Here is a 13,893-nt window from a genome sequence, read left to right as displayed (position 1 = left end):
GCTCACCGGGCCATGGGCGAGGCGCGGCGCCGGGCGGCCGCGGCCGCGATCTCGCTCGCCAGCCCGCCGACGCAGTCGCTGAGCGCCTCCACCGAGGCGGCGGTGCCGGTGGCGCGCGGGCGCTCGCGGGTGCGCGTGACGCCGCGCTCGACCACCTCGGTGCCGCGGCGGAGCGCCCAGCGGGCCTCGAGCACCGCCGTCCCGTCGGGCGCGCGCTCGAACCGCAGCACGTCCACCGACACGGCCCACTCCGGCGCCGCGCCCGCCCGCCACGGCCACGCCACCACCTCGCGCGCGGGCACCGCGGCGCGCAGGTCCTCGGCCAGCGCGGCGACGAACAGGCCGTCGAGCGGCGCCGCCCATCGCTCGTCGCCGGCCACGTCCACGCGAGCGCCCTCGCCGCGCGTGACCAGCTCGGGACGGTCGAGGTAGGCCGGCAGCCGGACGGGGCCGAGCCCGACGGCGCCGACCGGGATCGCGCCGGCCGGGGGCGCCGCCGCGCGCGCCTCGAGCGCGTAGTAGCGGGTCCGGTCCGGGCGCGGGCCGAGCGGCACGCATCCGCAGAGCAGCGCCAGCGCCGCCGCGAGCGCGGTCGGGGGCCTCACCGGCGCACCTCCGCGCGGCCGCGCACCAGCGCGCTGGGGTCGCGGTCGAGGTCCTCGGCCAGGTGGCGCAGCGCGCGCGCGGCCCCCTGGAGCTCGGCGAGCGTCGCGCCGAGCTGCCACGCCACCGGCGAGGCCGGGTCCACCAGCGCGCCCACGTCGCGCAGCGCCCCGTCGGCGCGCTCCAGGGTGGCGCGGAGCTGGACCGCGGCCGCCCGCGCGTCGGTGGCCAGCGGCGGCAGGTTCGACTCGAACGCGCGCGCCGCGTCGCCGAGGGCCTCCCCCACCGACGCGACCGCCGCCTGGGCGGTGCCGAGCGCGGGCGGCACCGCGGCCGCGGCCGCGTCCACGCGCGCCGCGGCGCGGTCGATGGACGAGGCCGCGCGGCGCAGGTCGGCCACCAGCCCCTCGAGATCGAGCGCGTGCAGCTTCGTGAGCAGCTTCGAGACGTCGGCCTGCAGCGCGGCCCAGCCCGGCTCGGCGTAGACCGGGATCTCGGGGTAGGGGAGCGGGATGGGCGACGGCGTCGCCGGCGGCGCGGTCGGGAGGATGTCGAGGTCCACGTAGCGCCGGTTCGAGAGGAAGCTCTCCAGCGCCAGGCGCGCCCGCAGCCCGTGGCGGATGAGCGTGCGCATGGCCTCGGGGTCGGCGAGGTCGATCCGCCCGCCCATCTCCTGGATGCGGGTCTGGTTCAGCTCGATCACCACCGGCATGCGCAGCTCGCGCAGCGGCTCGGTGGCCGACTCCATGGACAGGTGGATGCTCGAGACGCGGCCCACCGGCACGCCGCGGAACTTGACCGGCGCGTCGGTCTCCAGCCCGGCCAGGTCCTCGGAGAACACCGCCACGAACCGCACCCGGCGCTGGAGCAGCCGGCCCGCGCCCAGGTAGACGGCGGCCACCACGCCGAGCGCGATCGCGGAGAGCACGAACGCGCCGACCACCCTCGGATCGAACCTGCGTGCCATGCGACCTCCCCTCACGGCGGGACGGCGCCGCCCCCGAAGAACGCGCGCACCTCGGGCGGACCGGCGGCGCGCAGCTCCGCCGGCGGGCCCTCGGCGACGGCCCGCCCCCGGTCGGCGTCGAGGAACAGCGCCCGGGTGCCGATGCCCAGGATGGTCGCGACGTCGTGCGTGACCACCACCGCGGTGGTCCCGAGCGCGTCGCGGAGCTGGAGGATGAGCGCGTCGAGCCGCCGCGCGGTGGGCGGGTCGAGGCTGGCCGACGGCTCGTCGATGAGCAGGATCTCGGGATCGAGCGCGATGGCGCGGGCCAGCCCGGCGCGCTTCTGCATGCCGCCCGACAGCTCCCACGGGTAGAGCCCCTCGAACCCGCCGAGCCCGACCAGCGCGAGCTTCAGCCGGACCACCTCCCGGATCGCGTCCGGCGGCAGCGCCGTGAACTGCTCGAGGGGCAGCGCGACGTTCTCGGCGAGCGTCATGGAGGTCCACAGCGCGGCCCCCTGGAACAGCACGCCCACCCGCCGCAGCAGCCGCTCGCGGGCGTCGGGCGGCGCGCCGGTGAACGGCTCGGCCCCGTAGCGCACCTCGCCGGCGGCGGGCTCCTGCAGGCCGAGCAGGTGGCGGAGCAGCGTGGTCTTCCCGCAGCCGCTCGGGCCCATGACCACGTACACGTCGCCGCGGCGGACGGTGAAGTCGAGGTCCCGGACCAGCACCCGGTCCCCGAAGCCCATCGCCAGCCCGCGCACGCCGATGACCCCGTCGTCCACGCTCACCACCCGAACAGGAAGAACACGTACTGGTAGACCCCGCAGGCCGAGATGATCGCCACGATCCCGGTGACCACCGCCTGCGTCGCGGCCTCGCCCACGCGCTCGGCGCTGCGCTCGGCCTGCATCCCGCGGAACGCGCCGGTGAGGGCGATGAGCAGCCCGTAGGTCGCGCCCTTCACCAGGCCGCCGGCGAGGTCGCCCGGGACGAGCGCGAGCGCGGTCTGGTGCAGGTAGCCGGCCAGCGGCTGGTGGAGCATGGTCGTGCCCACCATCGCGCCGCCCAGGATCCCGCTCGCGTCGGCGAACAGGGTGAGGAGCGGCATCATGGCGGTGAGCGCCAGGACCCGCGGCACGACCAGGTACTCCACCGGCGAGATCCCGAGCGTGCGCAGCGCGTCGATCTCCTGGGTGACGTTCATGGTGGCGAGCTGCGCCGCGAACGCGCCGCCGCTCCGCCCCGCCAGCGTGACGCCGGTGATGAGCGCGGCCATGTCGCGGACGATGGCGATGCCGACGATGTCCGCCACGAACGCCTCGGCCCCGAAGAAGCGGAGCTGCGTGATCCCCACGAACGCGAGGATGATCCCGACCAGGAAGCTGACCAGCGCGACGATGGGCAGGGCCTCCGCGCCGGAGTGCTGCACGAGCAGCCAGAGGTCCTGCGGGCGGAGGCGGGCGCGCCGCGCCGCGAGCCGGGCGAACGCGATGGCGGTCTCGCCCACGAACGCGACCGCTGCGCGCAGCCGCTCCTCGCGACGGAGCGCCCGGACGCCGAGCCGGGCGATGCCGTGGGAGGCGGGGGCCGCCCGGGACGCCGGCGCGGCCGGCTCCCGGACCAGGTCGAGCAGGCGCGCCAGCCCGGCCGGCAGGGCCCGCAGGTCGAGCGGCACGCCGCGCGTGCGGCAGGTCTGCGCCACGCCGTGCACGAAGACCGCGAGCGCGCTGTCCCACGCGGCGACGCCGGCGGCGTCCACGGCTGCGCGCGGCGCGGGCGTCCGGTCCAGCTCGCGCGCGACGTCGGCGGCCGGCGGCAGGCCGTCGGCGAGCCGCCAGATCCCGGCCAGCGCGATCACCAGCGCGCCGTCGCCCTCGCGGCGCAGCTCGAGCGCGGCCTGGCCCGGCGCGCGCGCGCGGCGGCCGGCGAGCCAGCGCGGGCGCATGCGCCCGGCCTCGGGAGCTGGTAGCCGCTGCGAGATGGCCTGCTCCCCCCCGCGCCGGGCCACGGCCCCGGCGCACACCGGTGCCCGCGATCGTAGTCACTCCTCGTCGGGGCACGCGCAGGCAGCGGGGGGACTCCCTATGGCCGCGTCCGGAGGACGCAGGCGTGCGGCGGGCTGCGCCCCGGCGCACACGGGCCGGGCCTCACCCGCGCGGCTTGCCCTCGCCGTAGCCGCCCGCGGTCTGCACGCCCACCACGGCCTTGCGGTGGAACTCGGGGAGCGAGGCCGCGCCGGCGTAGGTGAACGCCGACTGCACGCCGGTGATCACGTCCACGAGGATGGCGCCGACGCTCTCGCGGCCCTCGCGGATGTAGATGCGCGAGGTGGAGATGCCCTCGCGGAAGAAGCCCTTCTTCGCCCGCTCGAACGGATCGATGCCCGCGGTGCGATCGCTCACCGCGCGCGCGCTCGCCATCCCGTAGTTCTCCTTGTACGGCCGCCCCTCGCGGTCCTCCTTCACGTCCCCGGGGCTCTCGTAGGTGCCGGCGAGCGCGGTGCCGATCATCACGCGCGACGCGCCGGCCGCGAGGTAGAGCGCCACGTCGCGCGGGTCGCGCACGCCGCCGTCCGCCCACACGTGCCGCCCGCGCCGGTGCGCCTCGCGGGCGCAGGCGAGCACCGAGGTGAACGTCGGCCGCCCGGCGCCGGTCTGCATGCGCGTGGTGCACATCGCGCCCGGGCCCACGTTCACCTTGACCACGTCCGCGCCCGCCTCGAGCAGGTCGCGCGTGCCCTCCGGCGTGCACACGTTCCCGGCGACGAGCGGCAGGCGGTCGCCGACGGCGCGCCGCACCTCGCGGATCGCCTCGATCATCCGGCGCTGGTGCCCGTGCGCCGTGTCGAGCACGATGGCCGCGGCGCCCAGCTCGGCGAGGCGCGCCGCCGTGGTGGCCGCGTCCGCGGAGATCCCCACCGCCGCCGCGATCATGAGCCGGCCGGCGGGGTCGAGCGCCGGGGCGAGCAGCTCGAGGCGAACGGCGTCGTCGCGGGTGAGGACGCCGACCAGCCGGCCCGCCGCGTCCACCACCGGCGCGGCCTTCACCCGCTGCTCCTCCATGCGGAGGAACGCCTCGCGGTTCGGCGTGCCCACCGGGATCGTGACGAGCCGCGACGACATGAACGACGCGGCCGGCGAGTACTGGTCCTGGTCGCGCAGGTCGGCGTGCGTGACGATGCCGACCGGGCGGCGCTCGTCGTCCACCACGACCACCATGTCGTGCGCACGCTTGCGGATGATGCCCTGCACGTCGCGCAGCGTGGCGCGCGGCGAGACGGAGAGCGGCGTGTCGTGGCGCGGGTCCGCGGAGCGGATGTGCTGGATGATGCGCGCCGCGGTCTCGAGGCTCATGTCCTGCGGCAGGACGCCGATCCCGCCCAGGCGCGCCATGGTCTCGGCCATCCGCTTGCCGGTGACGGCGTTCATGTTGGCGGAGACGACCGGGTGCGAGCCGCCCGGGAAGTCCACCGGCCGGAGGTCCACCTCCAGGCGCGAGCCGCCGTCGAAGTAGCTGGGGACGAGGAACACGTCCTCGAGCGACAGCTCGAGCGCCTCGTCGTGCTCGGGGTGCAGGAAGCGCATGCCCACCGGATAAGCCGGCCGGGCGGGCCGTGCCCATCCCAGGAGGACGGGGCGGCGCGCCAGGCGGTCGCACCCTCTCCGTCGCGCCCCGTGTCACCGGCTTGACGCGGCCCTCGCAACGCCGGCCGAGGGCGGTCCCACGCCTGGCCGACACGGGACGCGACTCGCGAGTGCCGGCGGACCCGCCGCGCCCTGGGGCCCGGAGGCGAGGCCGCGACCGAGCGCGAAGTTCACGGCGGGCGCGGGGTTTCCGGGCCGCAGGCCGGCGCCGGGGGAAGACGCGCGCGCGGCGCCTCGCCGGGCATGGGTGGGGCGCGCCGACCCGGGCCGCGCCGCGAAAGCGGCCTCATTCCGGGCTCACCGGGGCGGTGCGATCCGTGCTTCGGGAGCCGTCGATGACCGCACGATCCCGCGTCGCCGGCCTGACGGCCGCCTGCCTGCTCGCCGCCCTCGCGGCCTGCTCGGCGCCGCGCGCCACCACGCGAGCGAGCGCGGTGGCCGCCCAGGGCGCCGAGGCCGGGCCCGGCGACGACCTCGGCCGCCCGCGCGTCCGGCTGCTCGCGCCCTGCGAGGACGCCGGCGGCGCCGGCGGCTCGTGCGCCCACCGTCACCCCGTGCTGGAGGTCACCTACTGATGTCGGAGTCGATCGTCGTGAGCTTCGGACCGCTGCACGGGAGCGGCGCCCGCGAGGTGATGGGCGCGCTCGCCACGCTCCTCACGCTGGTGCGCGACGAGCTGGAGGGCTGCGAGGCGGGGTTCCGCCGCGACTCGCAGGGCCTGCTGGCCGTGGTGCGCCTCGGCCCGGCCGCCGCTGCCGCGCACGTGGCGCGCCTCGCGTTCTGGTGCGCGCGCGCCGGCGGCCTCGCGCTGCCGCTCTCGCACGCGACCGCCTCCACCCGCGCGAACGTGGCCGAGGCGCTCCGCGCCAGCGACGCGCGCCTCGCCATCGCGCCGGACCGCATCTGCGAGGCGGTGGCGGCGCTCGCCACGGCCGCCGGCGTGGAGGCTCCCGCCGAGCCGCCGGGGCCGCGGCCGGTGCTGGCGCTGGCGCTGGGCGGGCCGGGGTGGGAGGCCATGACCTACGATCCCGTGAAGCGCCGCCTGTTCCTGCCGAGCCCGCTCTCGCCGCCGCCCGGAGATCGGTTCGAGCTGGCGCTGAAGGGCGATCCGGGCGAGGGCGTGGCCGCCGCCGGCACCGTGCGTACGGTGGCGGTGCGCGACCCCTTCGACCCGGCGGCGCCGTCGCCGGCGGGGTTCGTCGTGGCGGTGGAGGAGGGCCGCGGGCTGCACGCGCTCCTGGCCGAGGCCTGCGGCGCCGGCGGCGCAGCGGGCGGCCGGGGCGTCGCGCGCCCGCGCCGCCCTGCGCAGGCCACCGTCGCCCACGGGCGCAGCGGGGAGGAGGTCGCGCCCGGCGAGCCCGAGGTGCCCCGCGCCGAGCTGGACGCAGGCGCCGCGGGCGGCACCCGCGCGCGCCACCGCGTGCTGCTGGTGGACGACGACGCGCTCGCGCGTGCGCTGATCGCGGACGCGCTCGCCGGCCGTGGCTTCGGGGTGGTGGCGGAGCGCGACGCGCTGGCGGGGCTGCTCCGCCTGGCCGAGGAGATCGGCTCGCTGGACGTGCTCGTCACCGACGTGGTGATGCCCGAGGTGGACGGCGAGGAGCTGGTGCGGCGGGTCCGCGAGGTCGGCGGCGAGCGCGATCTCCCCATCGTCGCGGTCACCGCCAGCGACGATCCTGCGCTGGCCGCGCGCCTCCGCGCCTGCGGCGTGGACGCGGTGCTCGCGAAGCGGCTCGGCCCGGAGGGGATCGCCGACGCCGTGGTGAAGGTGCACCGGGACGCGCGCGCGGTGCACGGGCGCGGGAGTCCCCAGTCGCCTGCCGCCGAGCGGCGCGGCGTCCGGTCGCGCTCCACCCCCGTTGACGCCCGGCGGCCGGCCGCTTAGAAGAGCCTCGTGACCGATCGTGTCCTCTAGCCGAGTCGTCGCGCGGCGCGCTCCTGAGCGCCCGCGCGGCCCGTGCGCCCGACGCGTCCGCCCGTGCGGCGCGGCGCGGCGCGTCCGCCTGCTCGTGCCTTCGAGGTCCAACCGTGTCCACCCTCGCAACTCTCGGCTGGGGTCCGTACTTCTCAGCGCAGCTCTCGTCCGAAGAAGCCTCCACCCTCCTCGTCGGCCGCGTCGTCGCGGACCGCGGCCGCCGGCTGCGCCTCCGGTTCGAGGCGGGCGATCGCCTGGTGATCGTCCCCGGCCACCTGCTCGGCGCCGAGCCGGCCCCGGTCGCCGGGGACTTCGTGCTCGCCGCGCCCGGCGAGCCGCCGGTGGTCGCGCGCGTGCTGGAGCGCCGCTCGGCGCTGTCTCGCAACGCCGCCGGCCGCGCCACCGTCGAGCAGGTGCTCGCGGCGAACGTCGATCTCGTGCTCGTGGTCCAGGGCCTGGACGAGGGCGCCCACCCGCGGCGCCTGGAGCGGACGCTCGCGGCGGTGCACGCGAGCGGCGCCGAGCCCGCGGTGATCCTCACCAAGGCCGACCTGGTTCCCGACGCCGGGGCGGCGCTCGCGGAGGCGCGGGCGGCCGCGTCGGGCGCCCCGGTGCTGCTCGCGTCCGGCGTGAGCGGGGAGGGCCTGGACGGGCTGGCCGGCCTGGTGGGGCCGGGGCGGACGGCGGTGTTCGTCGGCCCCTCCGGCGCGGGGAAGTCCACCCTCGTGAACGCGCTGCTCGGGCGCGCCGAGCAGCCGGTCGCCGCGGTCCGGGCGCGCGACGCGCGCGGGCGCCACACCACCACCGCGCGGCGCCTGTTCGAGCTGCCCGGGGGCGGCTGCGTGATCGACGGGCCGGGGATCCGCGAGCTCCGGCTGTGGGACGCCGGAGGGATCGCGGCCGCCTTCGACGACGTCGCCGCGCTCGCCGCCGGGTGCCGGTTCCGGGACTGCCGCCACGCCGGCGAGCCCGGCTGCGCGGTGGCCGGGGCGGTGGAGGCGGGCCGGCTCGACGCCGGGCGGCTCGAGAGCCTGCGCAAGCTGGAGCGCGAGGCGGCGCTCCAGGAGGCCCGCCGCGGCGGCGCGGCGGCGCGGGCGGAGAAGCTGCGCTGGCGGCCCATCAAGAAGGCGCAGCGACGGATGTACCGCGACCGCGACCGCGGGTGAGCCGGGCGCCCCGGCGGCCCGCGACGGGCGCGGCCGGGGCGCTCACTTCGTGAGGATGAGCTTGCCCTTGCTGGTGACGCGGAGCCGGTAGGCCTCGCCGGCGTGCTCGATGACGAGCTCGCGGGCGTCGCCGAGGAGCGCCGCCGTGGTGGTGCGGCGAGGCCGCCCCGCCGCGGCGGCGCTCGCATCGGAGCCCGCCGTGCGCGCCGGCGGCCCGGTCGGGCCGGCGCCGCCGGAGGCGATATTGCGAATCACTTTCAGGATGCGAACACCGTAGCCGAGCCGGCGCGACGCTGTCAACGGCGCGGGGCTAGACCAGCGGATGCCCCCCGTCCACCCGGAGCACGCTCCCGGTGGTGAAGCCGTTCTCCATCAGGAACGCGGCGGCGTGGGCGACGTCCTCCGGCCGCCCGATCCGGCGGGCGGGGAGCCGCTCGGCCATCGCGGCGAACGTCGCCGCCTTGCCGTCGCCGGCGACCGCGTCCCAGATCTCCGTGTCCACCCACCCGGGCGAGAGCGCGTTCACCCGCAGCGGGGCGAGCTCCAGCGCCGCGGCCCGCACGAAGGCGGCCAGCGCGCCGTTCACGGCGGCGATCACCGAGCCCCGCGGCATCGGGCGATCCGCGGCGATCCCGGTGGTGAACGTGAGCGAGCCGCCCGGCCGCAGCCTGGGCGCCCCGTGCTTCGCGAGCAGCAGCGCGCCGAGCAGCTTCGAGTCCACCACCGCGCGGGCCGCCTCGAGGTCGAACGCGGCGATGGGCTGGTACGCGGGCACGACCGCCGTCGCGACCACGTGGTCGGCGGCGGGGACCTCCCGGAACAGGCGCACCACCGCGTCCTCCTGGCGGACGTCGGCCGCGACGGCCCGCGCCCGCGCGCCGGCGCCGAGCGCTCCCAGCGCGCGCGCCAGGCGCTCCCGGGAGCGCCCCGCCAGCACCACCTCCGCGCCGCGCGCCAGCGCCTCCCGCGCCACCGCGAGGCCGATGCCCGACCCGCCGCCCACCACCACCACCGTCCGATCCTTCAGCCCGGCCCCAGTCGTCGTCGTCATGCACGCAACCATGCCCGCGGCGGCGGGGCGGATCGACGGGACGATCCGGTATGCTTCGTCCCATGGACGAGATGATCGATCCGGGGGACCTGCGGCTCTTCGTGGCGGTGGCGCAGCAATCGAGCTTCGTGGGCGCGTCCCGGCGCACCGGCGTCCCCACCAGCACGGTCAGCCGCGCGGTGGCGCGCCTGGAGGAGCGGCTCGGGGTCCGCCTGCTGCACCGCACCTCCCGGCGCGTCTCCGCCACGGACGAGGGGGCGCGGCTGCTCGCGCGCGCGGCGCCGCTGCTCGAGCAGCTCCGGGACCTGCTCGAGGACGCGGCCGATCGCGAGGAGGAGCCCACCGGCCGGCTGCGGGTGACCGCGCCGGTGGTGACGGGCGCGGAGCGGGTCGGCCGGGCGCTCATCGCGTACGCGGCGGCCCACCCGCGCGTCAGCGTGGACCTGCGGCTCACCAACTCGGTGCTGAGCCTGGTGGAGGAGGCGATCGACCTGGCGTTCCGGGTCGGCCCGGTCGCCGAGGCCGACGTGGTGGCGCGCCGGCTCTGGGCGATCCCGTCCGCGCTGGCAGCCTCGCCCGAGGTGGTCGCGCGCGAGCTGGGCGGCCGGCGGCGGGTGGACGCGGCCGCGCTGGCGCGGGCGCCGGCGGTGGTGACGCACCCGGGCCGGCCGTGGCGGTTCCGCGGTGCGGACGGGGTGGTGCGCGAGCTGACGCCGAACGAGCGCTTCGCGGCGACCGACCCGCGCGTCGCGGTGGAGGCGGCGCTGGCGGGGATCGGCGTGGTGCGCGCGCCGGCCGAGATGATCGCCCGCGCGGGCGGGCTGGTGGTGCTGGAGTGCGCGCTGGGCGAGCCGGAGGGGCGGGAGCTGTTCGCGGTCTACCCGTCGCGGCGGCTCGTGCCCCGGCGCGTGCGCGACGCCATCGAGTGGGTCCGGCGCACGGGACCGGGCGGCTCCGACGTCGCGCGGCGCCGGCGCCCGCCCGGCTGATCGGTTCAGCGCACGCGAGCGGGCTCGACCCGCCGCAGCTTGTCCGGGTTGAGCACCGCGTAGAACGCGGTCAGGCGCTCGCCGTCGGTGGCGAACGAGGTGGTCGAGAACGGGCGGCCGTCGAGGTACGTGAGGATGGCCGGCTCGCCGTTGACCCAGACGAGCTCGCGCCGGGTCCGGCCGCCGCCCTTGCGTGCCACGTTCAGCAGGAAGCGGACGATGCGCGCGCTGCCGCGGAGCCCGCGCGCGACGTGGACCTTCCCGCCGCCGTCGGAGGTCCAGGTGGCGTCCTCGGACACGAGCGCGAGCAGCGCCTGCTCGTCGGCCGCGGCGAGCCGATCCAGGAAGCGCGCGACGAGCCGGTGCTTGACCTCCAGCGGCACCTCGAAGCGCGGGCGCCCCTCTCGCACCCGCAGCCGCGCCCGGTGCACCACCTGCCGGCAGGCCTCCTCGCTCCGGTCCAGCACCCGGGCGATCTCCCCGTACCCGGCGCCGAACACGTCGCGGAGGAGCAGCGCGGCGCGCTCGTCCGGCGAGAGCCGCTCGAGCATGACCAGGAACGCCATCGACAGGTCCGAGGCGAGCTCGGAGCGCGCGTCGGCCGGCGGCGCGGCGGCGGTGAGGAGCGGCTCGGGCAGCCAGTCGCCGACGTAGCGCTTCCGCTCGCCGCTCGCCTGGCGCAGCCGATCGACCGCGAGCCGGCTCGTCACCGCCACGAGCCACGCCTCGGGGTTCCGGACCTCGGTCCCGCCCGCCTCGTGCCACCGCAGATAGGCGGCCTGCAGCACGTCCTCCGCGTCCGGGACGGTGCCGAGCATGCGGTAGGCGATGCCGAAGAGGCGGGGGCGGAGGCGCTCGAACGCCGCCGGCAGGTCGAGCGCCTCGGTCGCGGCGGGGGTCGGGGGAGTCATCATGCAATCAGGACGATCGGGAGGGCGTTGCCGTGACCGCGGCCGCGGCGCCCGGTCCGATCGGGGCGTCCTCGGCCGGCCGGTCACGGGACGGCGGCGCTCCGCGTCTTCGCGGCATGAACCACGAACATCGAGGAGAGGCCATGCAGCCGAGGATCGATTACGGGAAGGTCGCGCCCGGGGCGCTGCGGGCGATGTACGCGCTCGAGCAGTACGTGCGGAGCTCGGGGCTGGATCTGACGCTGTACCACCTGGTGAAGCTGCGGGCGTCGTACATCAACGGCTGCGCGTTCTGCGTGGACATGCACACCAAGGAGGCCCGCGCGCACGGCGAGACCGAGCAGCGGCTCTACGCGGTGCCGGTCTGGCGCGAGACCCCGTTCTTCACGCCGCGCGAGCGGGCCGCGCTCGCCTGGACCGAGACCGTGACGCGGGTCGGCGAGACGGGCGTGCCGGACGAGTCGTACGAGCAGGTCCGCGCGGAGTTCGACGACGCGGAGCTGGTGAACCTCACCCTGGCGATCGTCGCCATCAACGGCTGGAACCGGCTGTCGGTCGCGTTCCGCGCGCCGGTCGGCACGTACCAGGTCGGCGCGAACCGCGCACCGGCGGAGCCCGCGGCGCAGCGGGCCTAGGTCCGCGCAGGAGCTCCGGACGCGCCCGGGCCGCGCTGGCCCGGGCTCGCCCGGAGGCCCGGGCCGTCAGGGCGCCAGCTCGACCGCGATCCCGTCGTCGCCCTGCGGCACGAGCGTGTCCTCGCCCACGACCAGGGTGCCGCCGAACGTGCCGGCGACCGTCACCTCGTGGTCGGCGCCGTACGAGAGCGCCTGCGCCCGCGTCGAGCTGCACTGCCCGTTCGTCGGCACGGTGCGCGTCCACAGCGGCGTGTTCGCGAGATCGAACGCGCGGACGGTCACGGCCATGCAGCTGCTCGAGTTGCCGGCGACCGCCGCGCGCCCGGTGGGATCCACGCCCAGGAGCGGGGGCCAGAGCCGCTCCACGCCGCGCGCCCAGCGCGGCTTCCCGTCGGCCTCCAGCACCGCCAGCACCAGCCCGCCGTTGTCCACGGTCGAGTCGCCCCAGGTGACCGTGCCGGCGCGCTCCGCGAGGAGCACCAGCGTCCCCTTGCTCGTGGCCCCGATCCCGCCGAAGTAGCCGAGCTTCTCGGACTGGACCGACCACAGGACCTTGCCGTCGGTCCCGAGCTTCACCACCTGCGCCGTCCACGCGCCCGACGCCGGCGCCGGCGCGCCCTCCACGAGGCCGGACGAGGAGTGGCCCGCGACGAACGCCTCGCCGGCCGGCGCGAGCGTCACCACGTCCACCCACTGCGAAGACCTCGACCAGAGCAGCTTGCCCTCCCAGGAGTACTTCTCGATCACCGGCGCGTAGGTCTGGCGCGGGGAGCGGAACATGAGCGCCGATCCCGAGTCGTCGGTGGCGAGCTGGCCCAGGCTCGACCCGGCCAGCGACACCGTCCACACCCACCGGCCGTCCGGCCCCAGCTTCACCAGCGCGGAGTCCACGATGGCGCCACCGCCCAGGTCGAGCCCCGGGCGCCCGGTGCAGTCGCCCCAGCACTGCGGATCGATCGCGAGCAGGACGTTCCCGAGCCGGGTGACCGCCATCCGGAACACCGGCCAGCCGGCGTACGTGAAGCGCTTCGACCACACCACCTTGCCGTCGTGGTCCCGCTTCTCGAGCTGCAGCGTGCCGCCCCCCGGGCCGGCCTCGTCGATGGTGGTGGAGAGCAGGACGCGCGACCCCTGCTCGTCCACGCCGACCGCGACGTACGCGTCGGGTCCGGGGGTGCTCACGGTCGCGTACCAGCGCACCTGCGGGGCCGGCGCGGGCGCGGCGCAGACGTTCTGGTTGCCGCCGCCGCCGCACGTCTGGCCCTCGGGGCAGGCGCCGCAGTCGAGCGTGCCGCCGCAGGCGTCGTCGATGCGGCCGCAGTCCTTCCCCTGGGCGGCGCAGGTCGTCGGCGTGCAGGGCGCCGGGCCGCAGGTGTTCGAGGTGGTGCAGACCTTCCCGCTGCCACAGGCGCCGCAGTCGAGCGTGCCGCCGCAGCCATCCGGGATCGTGCCGCAGGTCTTGCCCTCGTTCGCGCAGGTGGTGCGGGTGCAGCCCGCCGACGGCGTCCCGCACACGTTCTGAGTGCCGCCGCCGCCGCAGGTCTGGCCCTGGGGGCAGCTCCCGCAGTCCAGCTTGCCGCCGCAGCCGTCGTCCACCTGGCCGCAGCTCTTCCCGAGCGACTGGCAGGTGGCCGGGTGGCACGCGGGCGCCCCGCAGGCGTTCGCCGTGCCGCCGCCGCCGCAGGTCTGGCCGTCGGGGCACCCGCCGCACTGGAGGAAGCCGCCGCAGCCGTCGCTCACCTGCCCGCACGACGCGCCCGCCGCGGCGCAGTCCGCCGGAGTGCACGTCTCCCGCTTCCCGCCGCCGCTCGAGCCGCAGCCCAGCCACGCCACCACCCCGACGACGACCCACGCCGCCCGCCAGCTCGCGCGTCCCATGGCCGCCTCCCCGATCGCGCCTGAGGCGCGATCGTCCCGGCGTCAAGGTGCCGACTCGGGGAGCGCGGGGGCGACGCCCCGCGCGGCGTGCACCCTGCGTGGCAGTCGAATCGAAGATTTACGGCCCGTGGAGGACCGACCGCGCACGGTCT

General features: G+C 77.3%; 14 protein-coding genes. 5 read left to right on the top strand and 9 right to left on the bottom strand.

Translation table 11 applies throughout. The features are described 5' to 3' along the window. Positions 1-2: 2 nt before the first annotated feature. The 5 genes from ADEH_RS23310 to ADEH_RS16210 form a co-directional block, all read right to left on the bottom strand. Entirely contained in the window at positions 3-605 is a 603-nt protein-coding gene (locus ADEH_RS23310) for a PqiC family protein (RefSeq protein WP_011422190.1), read from the bottom strand. Further along, positions 602-1,570, bottom strand: coding sequence for an MlaD family protein (locus ADEH_RS16225; RefSeq protein WP_011422189.1), 969 nt, complete (start codon positions 1,568-1,570; stop codon positions 602-604). Before ADEH_RS16225 ends, ADEH_RS23310 begins: the two co-directional genes overlap by 4 nt. A gap of 11 nt (positions 1,571-1,581) precedes the next feature. Further along, positions 1,582-2,334: an ABC transporter ATP-binding protein gene (locus ADEH_RS16220; RefSeq protein ID WP_198133788.1), complete on the bottom strand. Its 753-nt coding sequence runs from the start codon at positions 2,332-2,334 to the stop codon at positions 1,582-1,584. Positions 2,335-2,336: 2 nt separating this feature from the next. After that, positions 2,337-3,497 (bottom strand): MlaE family ABC transporter permease, encoded by a 1,161-nt coding sequence (locus ADEH_RS16215; RefSeq protein ID WP_011422187.1) that lies wholly within the window; start codon positions 3,495-3,497, stop codon positions 2,337-2,339. 202 nt (positions 3,498-3,699) lie between these two features. Continuing rightward, entirely contained in the window at positions 3,700-5,136 is a 1,437-nt protein-coding gene (locus ADEH_RS16210; protein ID WP_011422186.1) for a GuaB1 family IMP dehydrogenase-related protein, read from the bottom strand. A gap of 395 nt (positions 5,137-5,531) precedes the next feature. On the opposite strand from ADEH_RS16210, the gene ADEH_RS16205 reads away from it, so the two are divergent. The 3 genes from ADEH_RS16205 to rsgA all read left to right on the top strand — a co-directional run bounded on the left by ADEH_RS16205 (position 5,532) and on the right by rsgA (position 8,277). Continuing rightward, on the top strand, positions 5,532-5,771 hold the full coding sequence (locus tag ADEH_RS16205; protein ID WP_041453613.1) for a hypothetical protein: 240 nt from the start codon (positions 5,532-5,534) through the stop codon (positions 5,769-5,771). Then, on the top strand, positions 5,771-7,081 hold the full coding sequence (locus tag ADEH_RS16200) for a response regulator (RefSeq protein ID WP_011422185.1): 1,311 nt from the start codon (positions 5,771-5,773) through the stop codon (positions 7,079-7,081). Before ADEH_RS16205 ends, ADEH_RS16200 begins: the two co-directional genes overlap by 1 nt. A gap of 143 nt (positions 7,082-7,224) precedes the next feature. Then, on the top strand, positions 7,225-8,277 hold the full coding sequence (rsgA, locus tag ADEH_RS16195) for a ribosome small subunit-dependent GTPase A (RefSeq protein ID WP_011422184.1): 1,053 nt from the start codon (positions 7,225-7,227) through the stop codon (positions 8,275-8,277). A 42-nt stretch (positions 8,278-8,319) separates the two neighbouring features. On the opposite strand, the gene ADEH_RS16190 is transcribed toward rsgA, so the two are convergent. Together ADEH_RS16190 and ADEH_RS16185 are read right to left on the bottom strand one after the other, a co-directional pair. Continuing rightward, a complete protein-coding gene (locus ADEH_RS16190; RefSeq protein WP_198133787.1) occupies positions 8,320-8,532 on the bottom strand; it encodes a hemin uptake protein HemP in 213 nt (70 codons plus the stop codon). A 55-nt stretch (positions 8,533-8,587) separates the two neighbouring features. After that, positions 8,588-9,328 (bottom strand): SDR family oxidoreductase, encoded by a 741-nt coding sequence (locus ADEH_RS16185; protein ID WP_041453612.1) that lies wholly within the window; start codon positions 9,326-9,328, stop codon positions 8,588-8,590. 62 nt (positions 9,329-9,390) lie between these two features. Between ADEH_RS16185 and ADEH_RS16180 the strand changes: the two genes are divergently transcribed. Beyond that, the gene (locus tag ADEH_RS16180) at positions 9,391-10,317 is read left to right on the top strand and encodes a LysR family transcriptional regulator (RefSeq protein ID WP_232287304.1); all 927 of its coding nucleotides are present in this window, start codon (positions 9,391-9,393) and stop codon (positions 10,315-10,317) included. 5 nt (positions 10,318-10,322) lie between these two features. Here the strand turns inward: ADEH_RS16180 and sigJ are convergent, their stop codons facing one another. Continuing rightward, complete coding sequence (gene sigJ, locus ADEH_RS16175; protein ID WP_198133786.1) at positions 10,323-11,231, bottom strand: RNA polymerase sigma factor SigJ; 909 nt, start codon at positions 11,229-11,231, stop codon at positions 10,323-10,325. Positions 11,232-11,371: 140 nt separating this feature from the next. Between sigJ and ADEH_RS16170 the strand changes: the two genes are divergently transcribed. After that, the gene (locus tag ADEH_RS16170) at positions 11,372-11,863 is read left to right on the top strand and encodes a carboxymuconolactone decarboxylase family protein (RefSeq protein WP_011422179.1); all 492 of its coding nucleotides are present in this window, start codon (positions 11,372-11,374) and stop codon (positions 11,861-11,863) included. 66 nt (positions 11,864-11,929) lie between these two features. Here ADEH_RS16170 and ADEH_RS16165 read toward each other — a convergent pair whose 3' ends face one another. Further along, entirely contained in the window at positions 11,930-13,741 is a 1,812-nt protein-coding gene (locus tag ADEH_RS16165; protein ID WP_011422178.1) for a hypothetical protein, read from the bottom strand. Between the last annotated feature and the right edge of the window lie 152 nt (positions 13,742-13,893).

The sequence above is a fragment of the Anaeromyxobacter dehalogenans 2CP-C genome, assembly GCF_000013385.1.
Classification (GTDB): domain Bacteria; phylum Myxococcota; class Myxococcia; order Myxococcales; family Anaeromyxobacteraceae; genus Anaeromyxobacter; species Anaeromyxobacter dehalogenans_B.
Note: the sequence above shows the minus strand (reverse complement) of the source record. Positions and strands in the feature narration are given on the sequence as shown.

What these genes read in the sequence shown, in the direction of transcription:
- ADEH_RS16225 (WP_011422189.1), bottom strand. Translation starts at nt 1,570, where the DNA reads ATGGCACGCAGGTTCGATCCGAGGGTGGTCGGCGCGTTCGTGCTCTCC.
- ADEH_RS16215 (WP_011422187.1), bottom strand. Translation starts at nt 3,497, where the DNA reads ATGCGCCCGCGCTGGCTCGCCGGCCGCCGCGCGCGCGCGCCGGGCCAG.
- ADEH_RS16210 (WP_011422186.1), bottom strand. Translation starts at nt 5,136, where the DNA reads ATGCGCTTCCTGCACCCCGAGCACGACGAGGCGCTCGAGCTGTCGCTC.
- ADEH_RS16205 (WP_041453613.1), top strand. Translation starts at nt 5,532, where the DNA reads ATGACCGCACGATCCCGCGTCGCCGGCCTGACGGCCGCCTGCCTGCTC.
- ADEH_RS16200 (WP_011422185.1), top strand. Translation starts at nt 5,771, where the DNA reads ATGTCGGAGTCGATCGTCGTGAGCTTCGGACCGCTGCACGGGAGCGGC.
- ADEH_RS16185 (WP_041453612.1), bottom strand. Translation starts at nt 9,328, where the DNA reads ATGACGACGACGACTGGGGCCGGGCTGAAGGATCGGACGGTGGTGGTG.
- ADEH_RS16180 (WP_232287304.1), top strand. Translation starts at nt 9,391, where the DNA reads ATGGACGAGATGATCGATCCGGGGGACCTGCGGCTCTTCGTGGCGGTG.
- sigJ (WP_198133786.1), bottom strand. Translation starts at nt 11,231, where the DNA reads ATGATGACTCCCCCGACCCCCGCCGCGACCGAGGCGCTCGACCTGCCG.
- ADEH_RS16170 (WP_011422179.1), top strand. Translation starts at nt 11,372, where the DNA reads ATGCAGCCGAGGATCGATTACGGGAAGGTCGCGCCCGGGGCGCTGCGG.
- ADEH_RS16165 (WP_011422178.1), bottom strand. Translation starts at nt 13,741, where the DNA reads ATGGGACGCGCGAGCTGGCGGGCGGCGTGGGTCGTCGTCGGGGTGGTG.